General features: G+C 41.0%; 12 protein-coding genes. 5 read left to right on the top strand and 7 right to left on the bottom strand.

Translation table 11 applies throughout. The annotated features are described in order from the left end of the window. The first annotated feature begins 73 nt into the window (after positions 1-73). From L4C54_RS12635 to luxQ, 3 genes are all read left to right on the top strand, one after another. Positions 74-1,225 (top strand): conjugal transfer protein TraF, encoded by a 1,152-nt coding sequence (locus tag L4C54_RS12635; protein ID WP_428808469.1) that lies wholly within the window; start codon positions 74-76, stop codon positions 1,223-1,225. 125 nt (positions 1,226-1,350) lie between these two features. Further along, on the top strand, positions 1,351-2,454 hold the full coding sequence (locus tag L4C54_RS12630) for a substrate-binding domain-containing protein (protein WP_428808581.1): 1,104 nt from the start codon (positions 1,351-1,353) through the stop codon (positions 2,452-2,454). Further along, the gene (gene luxQ / locus L4C54_RS12625) at positions 2,454-5,009 is read left to right on the top strand and encodes a quorum-sensing autoinducer 2 sensor kinase/phosphatase LuxQ (RefSeq protein WP_428808468.1); all 2,556 of its coding nucleotides are present in this window, start codon (positions 2,454-2,456) and stop codon (positions 5,007-5,009) included. The genes L4C54_RS12630 and luxQ overlap by 1 nt, the downstream gene beginning before the upstream one ends. Here luxQ and L4C54_RS12620 read toward each other — a convergent pair. From L4C54_RS12620 to yccS, 5 genes are all read right to left on the bottom strand, one after another. After that, positions 5,004-5,669 (bottom strand): PilZ domain-containing protein, encoded by a 666-nt coding sequence (locus L4C54_RS12620; protein WP_428800466.1) that lies wholly within the window; start codon positions 5,667-5,669, stop codon positions 5,004-5,006. The two genes, luxQ and L4C54_RS12620, sit on opposite strands and share 6 nt — an antisense overlap. A gap of 172 nt (positions 5,670-5,841) precedes the next feature. Next, on the bottom strand, positions 5,842-7,101 hold the full coding sequence (locus L4C54_RS12615) for a hydroxymethylglutaryl-CoA reductase (RefSeq protein ID WP_428808467.1): 1,260 nt from the start codon (positions 7,099-7,101) through the stop codon (positions 5,842-5,844). Positions 7,102-7,191: 90 nt separating this feature from the next. Next, positions 7,192-7,485 (bottom strand): hypothetical protein, encoded by a 294-nt coding sequence (locus L4C54_RS12610; RefSeq protein WP_428808466.1) that lies wholly within the window; start codon positions 7,483-7,485, stop codon positions 7,192-7,194. Between the two features lie 118 nt (positions 7,486-7,603). Further along, positions 7,604-7,765, bottom strand: a complete 162-nt coding sequence (locus L4C54_RS12605) for a hypothetical protein (protein WP_428800463.1) — start codon at positions 7,763-7,765, stop codon at positions 7,604-7,606. Between the two features lie 198 nt (positions 7,766-7,963). Beyond that, positions 7,964-10,123 carry a YccS family putative transporter gene (yccS, locus tag L4C54_RS12600; RefSeq protein ID WP_428808465.1) on the bottom strand — a complete coding sequence of 720 codons (2,160 nt, stop codon included), beginning with the start codon at positions 10,121-10,123 and terminating at the stop codon, positions 7,964-7,966. Between the two features lie 206 nt (positions 10,124-10,329). Between yccS and helD the strand changes: the two genes are divergently transcribed. Continuing rightward, positions 10,330-12,399: a DNA helicase IV gene (helD, locus tag L4C54_RS12595; protein ID WP_428808464.1), complete on the top strand. Its 2,070-nt coding sequence runs from the start codon at positions 10,330-10,332 to the stop codon at positions 12,397-12,399. Between the two features lie 174 nt (positions 12,400-12,573). On the opposite strand, the gene L4C54_RS12590 is transcribed toward helD, so the two are convergent. Further along, positions 12,574-13,029, bottom strand: a complete 456-nt coding sequence (locus tag L4C54_RS12590; RefSeq protein WP_428800460.1) for a methylglyoxal synthase — start codon at positions 13,027-13,029, stop codon at positions 12,574-12,576. A gap of 49 nt (positions 13,030-13,078) precedes the next feature. After that, the gene (gene torT / locus L4C54_RS12585; RefSeq protein ID WP_428808580.1) at positions 13,079-14,146 is read right to left on the bottom strand and encodes a TMAO reductase system periplasmic protein TorT; all 1,068 of its coding nucleotides are present in this window, start codon (positions 14,144-14,146) and stop codon (positions 13,079-13,081) included. A 133-nt stretch (positions 14,147-14,279) separates the two neighbouring features. On the opposite strand from torT, the gene torS reads away from it, so the two are divergent. Further along, positions 14,280-17,321: a TMAO reductase system sensor histidine kinase/response regulator TorS gene (gene torS / locus L4C54_RS12580; RefSeq protein ID WP_428808463.1), complete on the top strand. Its 3,042-nt coding sequence runs from the start codon at positions 14,280-14,282 to the stop codon at positions 17,319-17,321. Positions 17,322-17,326: the final 5 nt, after the last annotated feature.

Below are 17,326 nucleotides of genomic sequence, written 5' to 3'. Positions count from 1 at the left end.
ATGTAAAAACTCTGTGGAAATTGTAATCATGTATTAACCTTATTATGGGAACATAAAAAAGGTTGGTAAGGAAATGAAACAACTAATAAAACTATCAGTGGTGTTCGGCTTATCTATTGTAACAACACACGCTCTTGCGGCTACATCGGTTGCAGATGCTCGAAGTAATGGTATGGGAAATACGGGTGTTAGTACAGCTGATTACCTTTTAGCACCATTTCATAACCCGGCACTTGTTGCTGTCCATCGTGACGGTGATAGATTCGGAGTGCTTTTTCCAGGCTTAGGAGCCAATGTTAGAGATACGGATAATACAATTGATACAATCGATGACCTCCAAGATACAATCAATAATTATGATGAAAACAATATTGATCCAGCCATTGAAGCTGAATTAAATGCTTACTTAGATACTTTAGAGTCAAACAAACCAGTAGTAGCCAGTGGTGGCGCAGGGGCAGCAGTAGCCATCCCTCTAAATCTTTTATCGATGAATATATTTATGCGTGGCTATGCTGAAGTATTAGCGTTACCAGATATCACATCTGTAGCAGATTCAACAGATACGGCAGATCGATATGAAACATCAGAAGTTGATATGGTTGCTTTTGGCTACAGTGAAATCGGCGTGGCATTAGCAAAACGTTTCTCGTTTCAAGGACAAGATATCGCTTTAGGTATTACACCAAAGTTTCAAGATATGACTACATATAAGCAAATTCTAAGTGTAGAAGATTTTGATATTAGCGATTATGACCAGAGTGAAACATCAAAAACGTCTTTTAATATAGACCTAGGAGCAGTATGGCTGTATCAACAATTTAGAGCGGCAATAGCGGTGAAAGACCTATTTTCTCAAACCATCGATACTGTTGTTATCAACAATGAGGCGACTCAATATAAGCTTGATACTCAAGTAACGGTATCGGGTGCATACACTATGGATTACTTTATAGCGACAATGGATTGGGACTTAACCGAACAGTCAAGATTCAGTGGTTATGATGATGATACTCAATTCTTACGTTTTGGTGTTGAAGGGAATGCATTTGGTTGGGCGCAGCTTCGCGCTGGTTATCAAATGGATCTTGAAGATACGCTTGATGACTCAGTAACAGCCGGTATTGGTATTAGCCCTGGTGATCTAGTTAGTCTTGATTTTGCGGGTAATTATGCAGGTGATAATCAATATGGTCTGTCTGCTAATCTGGCGTTTACCTTCTAATTTCGTTACATAAAGTTGTTAATTAAAGAATAAATGAAATAAATTACATTGGCGCTCTTACCTTTCGTGACGGGAGCGCCTATAGTAGCCGTCCAAATATGGAAACTATGCTTACAAATACCCGTATGAAGTATTTCTTAAAATTCATTATTATCTCTTTTTGCTTACCTTCAGCAGTACTTAATGCTCACTCTACGCAGGAGCTATCAGACTACTGGGGATATAATGAGTTTTTAAAAGCTCACCCTGACCAATCCGTGCTTACCGATCGGTTTACACAAATCGTGCGTGATGACCCCAGACCAATTAGCATTAAGCAGAATAGACCTGTTACCATCTCAATTGTCTCTCCTGGCGATCAGATCTCCGACTATTGGGTCAGGAATATTAAGGCCTTTGAAGTAAGAATGGATAAACTGGGTATCGATTATGAATTAAATCAGGTGACTACCAGAATAAATAGCGATACCCGTCAGCAGAATCAATCCTTAATGAGAGCGCTAAAAAATAAGTCGGATTACCTGGTTTTTACCTTATACACCGCTCGGCACCGAAAGTTCATTGAACATGTTCTAGGCTCAACTGATACCAAATTAATTCTACAGAATATTACCACGCCAGTAAGAGCGTGGGATGATCGTCAACCGTTTATGTATGTAGGGTTTGATCACGCAATGGGAGCACAAATATTGGAACATTATTTTAAGGAGAGTGTTCCAAAAGGTAGCGCTTATTCAATGCTCTACTACTCAAAAGGCTACATTAGTGACGCAAGAGGAGATACTTTCATTGCGGGTATGAACTATCAAGGGGATTATACGTTATCGTCTTCATTTTATACTAAAGCGAACAGGGAGTCGGGTTATCAAGCTGCATTGAGAGCGATTGAAAATCAGAGTGATATCTCCTTTATCTATGCCTGCTCGACAGACGTTGCTTTGGGTGCATCAGAGGCGCTAAGGGATCGTGATCGTAAAGATATTATCTTAAATGGCTGGGGTGGCGGAAGCGCAGAACTAGAGGCGATTGAGTCAGGAGACTTAGACGTAACCGTAATGCGAATGAATGACGATACTGGTATTGCAATGGCGGAATCGATTAAATTGGATTTAGAGGGGAGGGAGGTTCCGTTATTATATTCGGGAGAGTTCGAGCTTGTGACAACGAAAGATGTCGGTGAAAGAATTGAAGAGCTTAAGCGCTACGCCTTCAGGTATTCAGACCAATAATGATCTATCAACAATTTTTGGCTAACAAAACAATAAAATTAGCCACATTAATAACACGAACGGTTTTCACCGTAATGGTTGTGGTGACGCTATTTGTTTTATTTCAAAACTTCCAAGCCACATCTAGAGCTGTTGATAATGAAATTGAAAGGACAAGGCTTCAAACCAACAGTTTAGTGCAGGTTCTTTTTAACTTAGAGCTCACCTCATTAAGAAGTCAGCAAGATAGTTACAGTAGAAATGATACGTTAGTTCATGCATTAAAAACGGGTTATGTCGAGCTGCTAGATCAGTTTTTCGCAAATGTTGATGAGTTAAACCCGCAGTTAACACCTGATTTTCGCTACATCATTACCGACGACGCAATATTCTGGGGTGATGAAAGCTATACATTTTTTGGTATTGAAGAGAGCTCAATCATCAAGTTTAGCCAAGACCTTACTAGAAGCAATAACTGGCATTTAGTAAAAACCTCTTCGTTATTAGGTGCTAAGTTTTTACTTATCAGACGTACCCCGATAGTGGACTCAAGAACGGGGGAAGTACTGGCGATGTACCACATAGGTGTCGTTCTCAATCAGAACTATTCGTTAATGGATGCCTTAAAATCAGACAGTAATTCAGATAACGCATTAATGGTTATTGATGAAGATGTCATAGCATCAACCATTGGTAACATAAATTCGTCGTATAAGGAAAAGGATGTATTAACCTATTTCGATGGGTTAGCAAATTCTAGTAAATATATTGTGATTGAAACGCCACTAAAGGTAAGTGGGAGTGCAACCTCAATAGTTATTTATACGGTACAAAAAAACCTGTCTTCAGCGGAGTTTATTCAGCATTACAATTTTTTGGGCGGAGTATTATTACTATTTATGCTCATACTCGGCGGAATTACATGGTATTGGCTAAATAAGCGAGTGTCAGTTGAGCTAGATATGTTAACGCAATATACTTCAGAAGCGGTTGCCCTGCGTAATGTAAATAAGTTTTCTGGTAGCCCTATCAAAGAGTTCGATCAAATTGGACACACCCTCGAAGATGCATTTAAACGATTAACAGAGCAAGAGAAGCAGTTTGAAGATTTGTTTAACTTTTCACTGTCGCCTATTTTATTTTGGAATATTGATGGTCGAGTAAGTAAGGTTAACCCGGCTGCTGAAAAACACTTTAGTATTTACAAAGATCAAGATGATACCTATCAACAGCTGTTGGATAATCTTCGGCCTCAAATAAAAATGGCTGCTCAAGGTGCAACGCTAACGGGCGTTAATATTCCTATCGGAAATCAAGTCTTTCGCTGGAATCTATCTCCAGTAATATTTGATAATGAGGTTCAACAGGTAATCGCTCAAAGCCAAGATATAACAAGTTTAATTGAAGCAGAAAAACAGAGCGAATTAGCTCGTATTGAAGCGGAAGAACTTGCTAGGGTCCGAGCCGATTTCTTAGCCAAAATGAGTCATGAATTAAGAACACCATTGAATGGAATTTTAGGGGTATCACAACTGCTTCGAGACTCGTCTATTGACTCTGTGATGCTCGAAAACGTGAATGTACTTTGCAATAGTGGCGAGCATCTTCTTGCCGTTCTTAATGACATATTAGACTTCTCGAAACTAGAGCAAGGGAAGTATTCAATACAACTATCTCAGTTTAACCCTATCGAGACGTATCAGGCCGTCGACAAAATTTTCTCGCCTTTATGCCATGAGAAAGATGTCGAATTTATTATGGAAACCGACTTTACTGAAGAGACTGTTATTTCAACGGACAAAGTCAGACTTACTCAAATCTTGTTTAACTTGACTAGCAATGCCGTTAAATTCACACACAGCGGATTCGTAAAAATTTCATTCACTCATAGTAATAGGGGCGGTGAGTCTGTGTTACATATAGCAGTCTCTGATACTGGGATAGGTATTGAAGAGTCGTATATAGATCGAATCTTTGAGCCGTTTGTACAGGCTAGTGAGTCAACTGCAAGAGAATATGGTGGCAGTGGATTAGGTTTAACCATAATTAAAAACCTAGTGGAGTTACTTGGTGGAGAATATCAGATCAAGAGCGAGTTCGGCGTCGGGACTTCATTTACTGTCGATTTGCCAGTTCGATGCATTGAGTGTGGAACAGTAGAAGAACTTGCTCCTACCATCATTTCACCGGAGACTCTTTTTGATTCACCGCTCAATGTTCTTTTAGTTGAAGACAACCATACCAACGCATTTATTGCGCGCGCTTTTTGTGAAAAATATGGAATGAATATTACTTGGGTGAAAGATGGGCAAGAGGCGATTGATAAAGTCAAACATCACTCGTTTGACCTTATTCTTATGGATAATCAACTTCCAAAGGTGGATGGGGTAGACGCGACTCGAATAATAAGACAAGAGCTTAACAGCCAAGTCCCTATTTTTGCTTGTACCGCTGATGGGCATCTGGGGACTAAAGAAGATTTTATGAGTGCGGGTGCAAACTACATAATTATAAAGCCGATTAAAGAAAATGAGCTATATCAAGCGTTTGAGTATTTAAAAGATGAGTGTTTATAGAGATGATGATTGAACTGCTAATTCCAACACTTTATTCTTAATTTCTTCACCCATTTCGATAGAATGATTAAATCGAATGCCGATTTTATGCCCATCCTTTTGTTTCTGAATATTGGCGATGTTGTACTTAATGCTTTCTTTAATTAACTCTGTCACTTCAGATTTAACATCAATAACGCTACTTAGAGTGAGTTCGTTTTCACCAACTATGAATAGTGCGCAACCTGATATGGAAATATCAATTAAATGAGCGTGATAGGTTTTAGTTTTTTCAGTGATGGTGGCTGGAATATCGAAAGAAAAACGTTCATGTGTTCGTGCTGGCTTTGAAATAAAATGCTTAGGTAGCCTGAGGAACATAATACTAACGGGGCGAGATATTTTACTGATTATTCGACTTTTAAACGCGATGACATGCCCAAGTTTCGTATTGCAAATGCCACGAACGATAATAGTAACATTGTCAGTTTTCCGCATTAACAACGCTTCTTTTGCCTTGGTTGGTAGATCTATAATAATGTAACCATCAGCCTTATGGCCAATTATGTGAGTTGGAAAGGAAAAGCTGTCATTTGGTCCAAACTCGATTGAAGCAGAGAACTTTAGCCCAGGCACAAGTAGGGGATAAAGGTCGGCAATTGGGTTTGAATTTGGCGTCATATGAGAATATTAGTGATAATTCAATAGTTAAATTATACACCGCCTCATCGAAGGTGGAGGAAATTTGTTCAAATGTGATTCAGAATCGAGAAGAAGCTAACAGATTGTATATTTCTTATGTATCGCTATTGATAAAGAGTATAAATGAGTTAGCTTTTCGTTAGGTGCGTATCTACCGAGCGAGTTTATGGTGAGCTCTTGAGAAGTGTCCTGCGCAAAATGCACCTACAATAGATAGTTCGCCAGCTAAGCAAAGTACAGCTGCGACTTCAGCCAAAGCTTGTGATTTACCACTGCCGTGTAGTCCTAGAATGTCTAAACAAGCTTTTTGACTTGGTAGGCCAGTTCCACCACCGACAGTACCAACCATAATGTTCGGCAGTGTAACGCTCGCATACAGTCCGCCATGCTTGTTTACTTCCATTCTTGTCATGCCAACAGCCGATTCACCAACACACGCTGCATCTTGTCCACAAGCGATGTATAGCGCTGCCAATGCATTCGCATAATGCGCATTAATTCCAATGGTGCCACTTAATGCCCCACCAACGGTAGTCATCTGGCCAAATTGCATCATCTTTTCTGGTGTTGTATGTAAATACTTAGCAATCAACTCTTTCGATAAATGAACTTCAGCGGTGACTTTTTTACCGCGAACACTGCGAAGAGAGTGAGCATTTGGCTTTTTATCACCAGAGAGATTGCCATCAAGAAAGGCATATTCAGGATCTACTGGAGTTGTCGACAGTATGTATTCAAATACTGCATTGGTGGCAATGGTTACCATGTTTTGCCCAGACGCATCGCCAGTTAAAAATTCAAACACCAGATAAACGTGATTGCCTTCAATGTTGACGTTGATGTCTGTGAGTTTTCCATGAGAAGTAGTTGCTTGAGCAATCTCTTTAAATCGGTCGTATTGGGTGACAATCCAACCTACAAATTCCCCCGCTTCTTTTAAGCTGTAAAACGCAAAGCCTGGCGTTCGAGTTACACCTTCGTTTAACAGCATGGCACTTGCGCCACCAGCGGCAGTGATGAGCTGAGAACCGCGATTATAAGAGGCAACGAGCGCAGCTTCTGTTGTAGCGAGTGGGACTAAGTAATCATTTTTAGCGAAAAGTCCATTAACTCTCAGAGGACCAGCGATACCAACAGGGACTTTGACTGTCCCAATAAAGTGCTCGATGTTTTTTTCATATGCCGATTTTTGGCTAAGCGTTGACGGGTCGAGAAGTTGTGCTTGATCCGTCATTGAGCTTAGTTTCTGCCAACGTTTGTCTAAATTTCGGTCAGTCAAATATGGGCTAGGAGTAAGGCGAAGCGAGGACTTGGTGAGATTAGGCTTAAATGTTTGCTCTAACTTAAGAGAATCGGCATCTCCATTGAGAATGGAGACGTAATCGCGTCGATGTAAATTTAATTTAGGCATAGTAAGTCGAATCTATTATTTTGATGAGATTCTACTGCGAAAGTGAATAAACTCAACGTCTGATATACGGTTAGGGGCAAAAAGTAGTAATTAAATATGAATATCTAACAATGTACCTATCATATCTTGATCTCTTTGTAGCATGTTTGTACCGATATTGTTGTATTGATGCGCTTGATTGAGTTTTATTAGGGGGTCTGTGTATGAAAATGACGTTTCTTCTGGGGGTTCAAACTTTACTTTATTGAACTCAAAATCATTTTTAATTTCAACGGGAGCCATCGGAGGCTGTGGCTGTACTTGAATTTCATGCGCAGCTTCTTCTGCCATTCTCGATGACTGCTCGATGATTTGATATCCAGACTGAATACTCGATACTGACATAGGGCACCCTCTGCTATTAAAAGCTTAAGACCCATTTGTAATTTCCGCAAGTTGTGCTAACGAATGGCATTGCAGTTATCTAAAGGATAGTGAATCGGTCAGGCGATTAGTGAGGTGATTATGCAAACAGGCTGGAAATAAGATTAAGCTCTTCGTCAGTGATTAGCTCTGCCTGAGTTGGGCTGAGATTAGTATGAATTTCACCTTGTAGAGCTTTTAATTGCTGAGGAGTGAGTAGTTGAATTTGGCTTTTCAACTGTTCAAATTGTAGTTGTGTCATGTTGGCTCCCCTTATTACAGGCTGCTTGCCACTACCTTGGCAACTCAATTCAAAATCATCCTGACTGAATTATAAAAATGATAGAGCAAATAATAAGCGAAGCGATACTTGAATTGTCCGAATAACGTAAATGTTATGTAAGTCTCTGGTGTTATTCTGGTCAACTGTTTGTTTGATAAGGATTATAATCGAAAAAAATTATGGTTTTTTTCCTCTAACTGCAAGCTTTGTAGCCAAAGAGTGGAGTTCAGGTAACATGCGGTAAATGAGATAAAGTTGTTGCAACACCATGCGAGCAGACTTTTCATCATCTTCACGCCATTCATTTAAACGACGTGTTAAATCTAACTCATCAATTAATGCGGTATCACAGCTATCGCATTGGTTTAACATTTGTTGTTGAATCATATTAAGGTGCTTGTGAACCACATTGTGTGTATCAAGAATTAACTGGTGAATTGTTGTATCTTCAATACGTGTTCTATGAGCGCCTAGCGCTGAGATATAACTAAGCAGCGCATGATTTAATGTTAGGAAACGAAAGCTTTCATCAACGGCTGTTTGATATTTACCTGGCTCAGCTAACATAGCACTTATGGCATGAGTCAAATCTGCATCGTTATTGTGAGCGTTTCGACGAGCAACACGATAATTTAGAGTGTCTTTTTTACCGACTCTGTATTGAGCGATGATCTGTCCCAAGTACAAATTATTAGACTCAACCGCATGAGCGATAACCTTGTGTAATCGTTTTGACTGCCAGTCCGGAAAAATAAACATGACAGCCGCAACGGCAAGTGTACAACCCACCAAAGTATCGGTTAAACGGGGCAGTAAGACAGCGTAACCTTCACCTAACTGATTAAAACAAAACAGAACGAGTAACGTTATAAATCCAGTTGCGAAACTGTAATTGTTCATACGGAAAGCAAAAAACATGACACCTGTTACTATGATTAAGGCCAATTGACTTTCCTGAGATGGGAAAAGCATCAACAACGGAGCACCAATTAACAACCCAGCTATCGTCCCAATAACGCGTGCAGTTAGTTTTTGTTTTGTTGCAGCATAGTTTGGCTGGCACACAAACAGTGTGGTGAGCAATATCCAGTAGCCGCGATCTAAGTCAAACAGTTGGATAATGCCGTAGCCCACCGTTAGTGCAATAGAGAGCCGAACAGCATGTTTAAACAGTAGAGAGTCTTTATTGAAGTTACTTTTAATTCGAAGCCACATGGTTTTTAGTGTGTGGGCATCGGTGTCGAATAGGTCGCTCTCTTCAAGTGGGTTAACCTCAGGGGAGCCCACGTGATGCAACTGCTTTTCTACCGTAGTTAGATTATTAAAAAGGTAGCCTAATTGAGCAAGCGAGATCCGCCATTTGGGTTGTTCACTCTGCTGGAGAAATGCTAACGATGCTTGCAACTCATTAATTGCCGTCATTGATTCTGACGAGTGCTGATACGGCGTTCCTAAGCGAATAGATTGAGCGATTTCTCGGCAGGCTTTAGCTTGCGCTTCAAGAACGTACTTAAAACGGAACATAACGTCTGAGCGCTGAAAGTCCTGCGCGAGTTCTTGGTATCGATAATGGCTGGAGCTGACCCGTTCGTGAATATCTTGTGCGAGAAAGTAAATATTCATAAATTTGCTGTTGCGACTATCGACTCGCCCACGTTTCGAACGCGTTAATAAGGAGCTCTTACACTGATTTAGCGCTGTTACCGTTATGGCGTTTAATTTTGCTTCTGCAATACGATGGGGCTGTGGAATGAGATTCGAAACGGGATGAAACAGATTACTTTTAGACTCAAAATAGTTTGCTAGTTGTAAAAAAACATTGGCTAGATTTTGTTGTACGGGTTGCATCGGCCAAACAATGTGCCAAATCATCGACATGACGTAATACCACGCCGCACCAGTAATGAGCAGCAACGGCTGGAACCAAATGTTAGTACTATTGTGTGCGCCTAGCATCGCATATATAGCAATGAGCAACGAACCAAACGCTATACTTGCATACCTAGGGCCAATGGCACCTAGCATGATGAAACCAAAAGTCGATAAAGCGAGGCCGATGGCAAAAATAGCAGGGTGGAGAAATAAGAGCTCTATGGATGTTGCAGCGAAAGCAAAGCAACATAACGTTAATAGAGAAGACTTAAGACGACCAGTGAAGGAGTTATCATTTTCTGCAAGCGCTGCTGCAATTACACCAAGAATAAGCGGTATGATGAGCGAGTTAAGTTGGTAATACCAAGCTGGTACAACAACACCAAGCAGAGTGACTAAAATCAATACGCTATAGTTGAAGGTTTTATTTGCCCAATAAAGGCGGATTTGATTGCTAAATGGCACGATAACAAGCTTACAGAAGAAAAATGTAGTGTATCAGGTTTTCATAACAAGGCGCTAACCTTATGACATCTAACTAAAAGTATTGGTCGTTCAATGAAGCGACTTATAAAATACTAGCGATAAACCCTCAAGATTTGACATTATTTTATCACATAGCTAAATGGCTGTAATATACTCATTCAACAGCAATTGTGGACCTATTTTCAATGCAGTTAACCGCTAACAAAACCGCCCAGTATTTAATTCAAACTGAGTATCATCAAGCTGAACTTCAATCAGCAGTTCTGATCTTGTCTTCGCAGTCGACGGAAGAACACATTCCTTTTCATGTTTGGAACGGTACGGTGACGCTGAAGCGTGGGTTGTTTTGGGGAAGTATTCAATTTTTTGCTCACGAAGAAGCGGGTGAGCAGCGTTCTTGGTTGGTACAGGGATTACCGTGGGAGCGTTGTCGAGAGTTCGTTCGTTTTGCTATTGCGAGCTATCAACGCTGGCATAATACTCAATGTGAACAATTGAACTGTTATTTACCTAAATGGGAGCAAACTCTTACTCATTTAACCAAGCTTCCCGCTTTTTTGACTCACTCTCAAGTAGCAACTTGGTCGAATCAAGTGTTAAATGATTTTTCTGATATAGAAATGACGCTAGAAGAAGCGGCGCAACGAATGCCTAGCCGTGTAAAGGCTTTAGAGCCTTGGCTGATTGACGCTGAAGAGTCGTTGTTATTACGAAACAAACAGTGGCTCGAAACTGAGCGTTTAAATTGGCAAGTACTGTTTAACCAACTAGAGTCGTCGCCGCTCAATTTGTCACAGCAACAAGCCGTATTAATTAATGATGATCATAACTTGATACTCGCGGGGGCAGGGTCAGGGAAAACCAGTGTATTGACCGCACGAGTTGCCTATTTACTACAAAGCCATGCGGCGCAGCCTGAAGAGTTATTGCTCCTCGCTTTTGGCAAAGAAGCAGCAACTGAGATGAATGAAAGGCTTTCTCAAAAAGTAGGTTTACCTGCAGATAGTGTCAAAGTGAATACATTCCACCAGCTTGGTTTACACATCATCAATAGCGTAGAAGACCAGCGAGTCGAGCTATCGCCAATTGCTATCGACGATAACCTTCGTAAAGCGTGGTGTATTGATTGGTTGAAAAAGCACTGGATGACACCAACGAATTTCAAACGTTGGCAAAAACACCTTTCTAAGTGGCCAATTGCTTATCTAGCTGGGGATGATGAATTAGGCAGCCACGTTGAAAATCCGAAGTTGATCGCGTGGCTAGAGAAGCAGTTAACACAATTGTCCTCTACTGGGTTAACCAAAAAACAGATTCAAGAAAAGTTAATATCTCACCGAGAATACGCACGCCTTAATAGTGAGCTTGGCTTGGTGTGGCCTTGTTATCAAGCTTGGCAGCAGATGCTTAAAGAGCAGAAGCAAATTGATTTCAATATGATGATTCGTAGTGCCACTAAATATGTTGAAAAGAACAAATTTAAAGGTAGTTGGCGATACATCATGATTGATGAGTATCAAGACATCTCGCCGGATCGCTTAGCACTGGTTGAAGCACTGTGTAACCAAACTCGGAGTGAAAGTCCGTGCGTGTTGTTCGCTGTGGGCGATGACTGGCAATCTATTTATCAATTTGCAGGATCAGATGTTGATTTGACGACAGGCTTTGAAGCCCGTTTCCCACACTCGACTGTGCACCATTTGGATACAACTTATCGTTTTAATAACCAGATAGGGGCGGTTGCAAATCGATTTGTTCAGCAAAATCCTACTCAGCTGAATAAAGAACTTAATAGTCATAAAGAGATTAAACAAAAGTCGGTGTATCTTGCATCAATGAGCCGAATAGAGAAAACACTTGATCAGTTAAATAACAACGCAAAAAGTAAAAAATCGGTATTACTGCTAGGGAGAAATCATTACCACAAACCTGAACTTTTAGCGGATTGGAAAAAACAGTTCACTTCGCTCGATCTGGTGTTTATGACCTGTCATGCCAGTAAAGGTAAGGAAGCTGATTTTGTTTTCATTCTCTCTGTAGACGAAGGGCAATTTCCGGCGAAAGTGAAAGCCTTACATTTAAACAGTGCGCTAACACAATCAGACGATGATTTTCCATATGCAGAAGAGAGGCGTTTATTCTATGTTGCAATGACGAGAGCGAAAGAGAAAGTGTGGATTTGTCATTCAGGAAATGGTTCTAGCTTTGTACAGGAACTTACTGGCTCTGATTATCCAGTGGTCAAAAAGAAATAGGCCAAGCCAAAGGCTATTCGCGAAAATCTTATCACGATGCATCTGCTGCTAGAATAAAATAACGCTTCATCTCTGTTTGAGTATGAAGCGTTATTGTATAGATGCCCTGACAGCTTGATGCTCAAACAGCATGGAGGTTTGACCCACGATGTCGCGCTCGATACATCGCGTCTTTTAAGTTCTATTTGCTAGGTAAGCGGCATAGTCTGGAATCTCGATATCGATCTCTTTCTCAAGCAGTGGAGATTCAATGATGAAATTTGCCGTAGCACGGTTAGTTGCAACAGGAATATTCCACACGCTGGCGATTCGCAGCAGTGCTTTAACATCTGGGTCATGTGGAACTGCATTAAGTGGGTCCCAGAAGAAGATCATCATATCAATCTTACCTTCCGAAATAAGCGCACCTAATTGTTGATCGCCACCCATAGGGCCACTGATCAAACTCTTAATTGCTAGTCCTGTCTCTTTGCTAAGCATATGACCTGTTGTGCCTGTGGCGTACAGAAAATGACCTTGTAGTTTTTCTTTGTTTTCTTGAACCCAGCGCAATAGCTCAGGTTTGTAATGGTCATGAGCAACCAAAGCAACGTTCTTATGCGCTGGCATGGTGCGAGTTGTTTTTTCCATGGAGAGTTCCTTATTAATTATTATCTCTATCATTATGAAAAATCAGTTGTTAATCAATACTGCCGACTGAAAAAGTAGGCCTGTAACCAGATGGAGAAAGCGAATCTTCGATAATATCTTGTTGGGTATCAAAATTTGTAATGATTTGAATTTTTGGCTCTTGAATAGCCTCGTAGGCTTGGCCCGATAAATAGTGGTAAGCCTGCAAAAGTGACAGTCGACCTTGTTTAACCATTTGATCAGTTGGTGCAAACTCAACTCGGTTACGTACAATGCCTCGGTAAACCCCATGACTTAAATAGGTTGAAATCAATTTTATTGGCGCTGTTTGCTTTAAAGTTCTTACTTCGCTTATAGCAGCTTCAATCGCTACAGCACTACCAACGATGTATTCAACGTTGTATCCCTCAATGAGTTCTTGCACTAAGTTACGCTGTAACTCCTTGTCGTTGTCTGCCCATGAAGTTTTAATTATCTTAATGTCGCTATCATTTATTGCGTCATAAAAACCTTTAATAACAGGCTTCGTTCCGCCACTAGAAGAAGGGCCGGGGAGTAGGGCAACGTTTACCGAACCGGAGTTACTAGGGTGTTTGTTTGCAAGATACTCCCCGGTTAAATAGCCCATCCAATACCAATCAACGCCAACAGTTCCTTTTAGTACATTTTGATTGTTTTTACTGACCGAGAGGTGGTTTACAGTGGCGAAAATGGGTGTGTTGTCAGTGATCTGTTTTAAGTCGTTATAATAGATGTTTGGGGCAACGGTCCCCAAAATGATTGCATCAGCGCCCCACTCAACACATGCTTTGAGTTGCTGTTTCTGCTTTACTTGATTTGGGTAACCACCAGCTTCAAAAACTTTTAAATTAACACCAAGTTTTGTCGCTTCTTCAACCATGCCGTAATTAACCGAGAGCCAGTAAGAGTCTTTTAGGTGAGGGTATACTGCACAAATATTGTGGGAACGAGTCGGTAAGCTGCTTTCTTCGATGTTTTTAGCTTCGATACTATTAGCATTGATATTGTTAGCTTCGATATTGTTTGCTGAGACTGAAAACGTAGCCGCCCAAATCGATAGTATAAATGGCAGCAGAAGGCACAAGCGATATTGCATAGCACTATTTTGGAACGCGATAGGTCTGTTAGTTAAAAACTGTGGTGCATGCATAAAGTTATTCGTTGGCATCTTCATCATAAACACTGCAAAATATAGCTGATTATTAAAAACTTAAGAAGCGAAGTTTACCATGTTGTTGGCTAAAGCGAGTATTGGACGCAAGTTGCTCATTGCCTTTTCTGCGATGGCTCTGATTGTTTTGCTATCGGCATTGGTTGGTGTCTTTGGCTTCTCATTTGTTGCCAAAACAGAACGCAACGTGGTGAATCGAAGTATTCCATCGATGATTGAAGCTCGTAAGGTATCAGAGCTAAGCGCTCGGATTATCACTTCTGTTCAAATGCTCTCTAGTGCTCAATCTAAACAAGAGCATAAGCAGGCGGGTCAAATTCTTTTCAATCAGTTGGAGACGTTACTGTTTCATATTACGCAGCTTGGCTCTGATACATTCGAGCCGCGTTTACTTGACACACTTGAACAAGATGTACAGGTAATCATCGACACCTTAGCAAAACTTGGCATTGTGGTTGAGCAAAAGCTTCAGTATGCGTCTGATATTGATAAACAAGTCATTCTAATGCGTAAGCTAGCGACAGAACTTGAACAATTGGCTCGCACACAGGTACTGAATACCAGTACCGTTGCTGTCGCAAATATTACCCACATTTATGACTTACTGGATAAAAATCAGGTCGAAAATGTCTATCACGCGCTAGATGATCTGGTCGAAGTGGATCTGGATCTTTCAGAGCGACTCCATGAATTTCATTTACTGGCGTACAAAGTACTCAATCAGATTGAAGAGATACAAACGATAACCGATATCTCGCGCATTGAAGTGATACGCAGTGAATTTTCGAAAAATGTAGCCATCATGCTTAGACGTGCCAAAGCAGTCGAAGATCCAACTCGATCAAAACAGATGGAAATATTACTGCAAGGGTTAGACGACAAAAGTGGCATTTTCGAGCGGCTACATCAGCGCTATCAAAATCAGCGATCTCTTCAGAATTTAATGCAAGAGAACATGTTGCAAATGGCAGCACTGAATACCACGGTTAACCAGTTAGTTGATGATTCGAATGCGTCAACGCAACGGGCGGTTGAAAACGTAAAAGCAACATTGAACACCGCGCAATGGACGCTTACCCTGCTGGCCGTGATAGGCTTTGTTATTGTTGTCATTATTGTTTGGCGAGTGGTCTACATTCAGGTTGTTCGGCGCTTAGATGAATACTCGAATGCGCTGTTGTCGATAGCAAAAGGGCAACTCAATGTTGATGTTTCAGTAAAAGGTAATGATGAACTGGCAGAGATGGGGAGAGCGATAGTCACAGCACGTGATACCGCACAGTCTTTGAAAACCGTAGCCGAAAGAGAGTCACTGGCAAGGCGTGCCCTACAAGAACATAAAGAGCATTTGGAAGAGGTTGTTACCGAGCGAACTTCGCAGCTTCAGGAAGCCAATGACAAGCTAAATGTTGAAGTTACAAATCACGCTGAAGCAAGAGAGTCGGCAGAGCATGCTAATCGAGCTAAGTCTGCATTTTTGGCAACCATGAGCCACGAGATCCGAACGCCAATGAATGGGGTGCTAGGTACGGTACAACTTTTACAAGATACCCAACTCAATCAACAGCAAAATAACTATGTCGATGTGATTAATCGAAGTGGTAAAACCTTACTGGCAATTCTTAACGATATTCTCGACTACTCAAAAATTGAAGCTGGGCATTTAGAAATTCGGCCTGCACCGTTTGATTTGCACCACTTAGTAGATGATACGTATCAACTGTTTTTTGCACGGAGCAAAGAAAAAAGCGTCGAATTTAATCAATGCATCGAAAGCGATGTAGATAAGCTTTGGTTAGGGGATAAAACACGAATAAGCCAAGTGCTGAATAACCTAGTCGGTAATGCGATTAAATTCACGCAGTCAGGTCATATAGATATCTACGTTCATATTGAATCAGAAGATACACAAAGCGCTAATCTTGTATTTGAAGTATCAGATTCTGGTATTGGTATTTCAAAACAAGAACAAAGTACTCTGTTTGATGCATTTACTCAGGCTTCCAAACTAAACTCATCTCATGGAGGCACTGGCCTTGGATTGGCTATTAGTCTGCGCATTGTTGAAGCTATGGGAGGGAAGTTAAATGTGGATTCTGATGTAGGAAGAGGAAGCTGCTTTCAGTTTACGATCCCATTGGATAAAATAAGCAACGATGGCGCTGAGCCTTTGACTTCTATAAGTGACATCACCACCTCAAAGGCTACTTCTCTTCATTCTTCGGATCTTCACTCGCTCTCATTAGATGTTCTGTTGGTCGAAGACAATCCAGTGAACTGCCTAGTCGCGGAAGGGTTTTTAACAAGCCTAGGTCATTGCGTCAGTGTTGCCCAGTCTGGCAAAGAAGCAAGAGAACAATTTTATGCAAATCATGGCGAAGGCATTCGTGAACAGACCAGTAATGGGCAGCGTACGGCAGGCTTTGATACCGTTTTACTAGATATAAACCTACCAGATTGCTCAGGGCTTGATCTTTTGGCTGAGTTTAAAGTTCAAAACAGTGACATTCCAATGATTGCTGTCTCGGCTCATGTATTTAGTGAAGAAGTTGAGAAATACTTAGCTGCTGGTTTTGATGGTTACTTACCTAAACCTCTGAATCGAGACGAATTGAATACGATGCTTGCTTCGTTAACAAAGCACCTAGATGGTGTGGATCGCCGTAATCTCTCGGCTGAATCGGCACTTACTCAGAAAAAAATGGCACAACAAAATCTTACGCCGGAAGATTCGGAAGTGCTTATGGATGATCTGGATTTGATCGATAATGCGGTATTGCTTGGCGATATTCAGGTTTTAGGCTTGGACACCGTCACTCATATTACAACGCTGTTTGAAAAAGGCTGTGATGAAGCCTTAGCGAGTTTAGAAAAAGCGGTGAATGAGAAAAGTGATCCCGATGTAAAAGCAACGGTACATAAATTGAAAGGTTCAGCAGCGAGTTTAGGTCTGAATAGGCTGTATCAAGTCTGTTTGGAGATAGAAAAACATCAACAACCACTTCAGGCCTATAACCAAGAAGCGAGCCAGTTACAAGAGTTGATCGTACAGTCGCAAAAAGCGCTATCTGAATTACTTACTCAGGCCAGAACTTCGTAAAAGAA

It is taken from the genome of Vibrio lamellibrachiae (genome assembly GCF_050337265.1).
GTDB lineage: Bacteria > Pseudomonadota > Gammaproteobacteria > Enterobacterales > Vibrionaceae > Vibrio > Vibrio kyushuensis.
This window is presented reverse-complemented; position numbering and strand designations above follow the sequence as displayed.

Excerpts from the sequence above, each read along its gene's own strand:
- luxQ (WP_428808468.1), top strand. The coding sequence starts at position 2,454 with ATGATCTATCAACAATTTTTGGCTAACAAAACAATAAAATTAGCCACA.
- L4C54_RS12590 (WP_428800460.1), bottom strand. The coding sequence starts at position 13,029 with ATGGAAAAAACAACTCGCACCATGCCAGCGCATAAGAACGTTGCTTTG.
- L4C54_RS12630 (WP_428808581.1), top strand. The coding sequence starts at position 1,351 with ATGAAGTATTTCTTAAAATTCATTATTATCTCTTTTTGCTTACCTTCA.
- torT (WP_428808580.1), bottom strand. The coding sequence starts at position 14,146 with ATGCAATATCGCTTGTGCCTTCTGCTGCCATTTATACTATCGATTTGG.
- torS (WP_428808463.1), top strand. The coding sequence starts at position 14,280 with ATGTTGTTGGCTAAAGCGAGTATTGGACGCAAGTTGCTCATTGCCTTT.
- L4C54_RS12605 (WP_428800463.1), bottom strand. The coding sequence starts at position 7,765 with ATGACACAACTACAATTTGAACAGTTGAAAAGCCAAATTCAACTACTC.
- L4C54_RS12610 (WP_428808466.1), bottom strand. The coding sequence starts at position 7,485 with ATGTCAGTATCGAGTATTCAGTCTGGATATCAAATCATCGAGCAGTCA.
- L4C54_RS12620 (WP_428800466.1), bottom strand. The coding sequence starts at position 5,669 with ATGACGCCAAATTCAAACCCAATTGCCGACCTTTATCCCCTACTTGTG.
- L4C54_RS12635 (WP_428808469.1), top strand. The coding sequence starts at position 74 with ATGAAACAACTAATAAAACTATCAGTGGTGTTCGGCTTATCTATTGTA.
- helD (WP_428808464.1), top strand. The coding sequence starts at position 10,330 with ATGCAGTTAACCGCTAACAAAACCGCCCAGTATTTAATTCAAACTGAG.
- L4C54_RS12615 (WP_428808467.1), bottom strand. The coding sequence starts at position 7,101 with ATGCCTAAATTAAATTTACATCGACGCGATTACGTCTCCATTCTCAAT.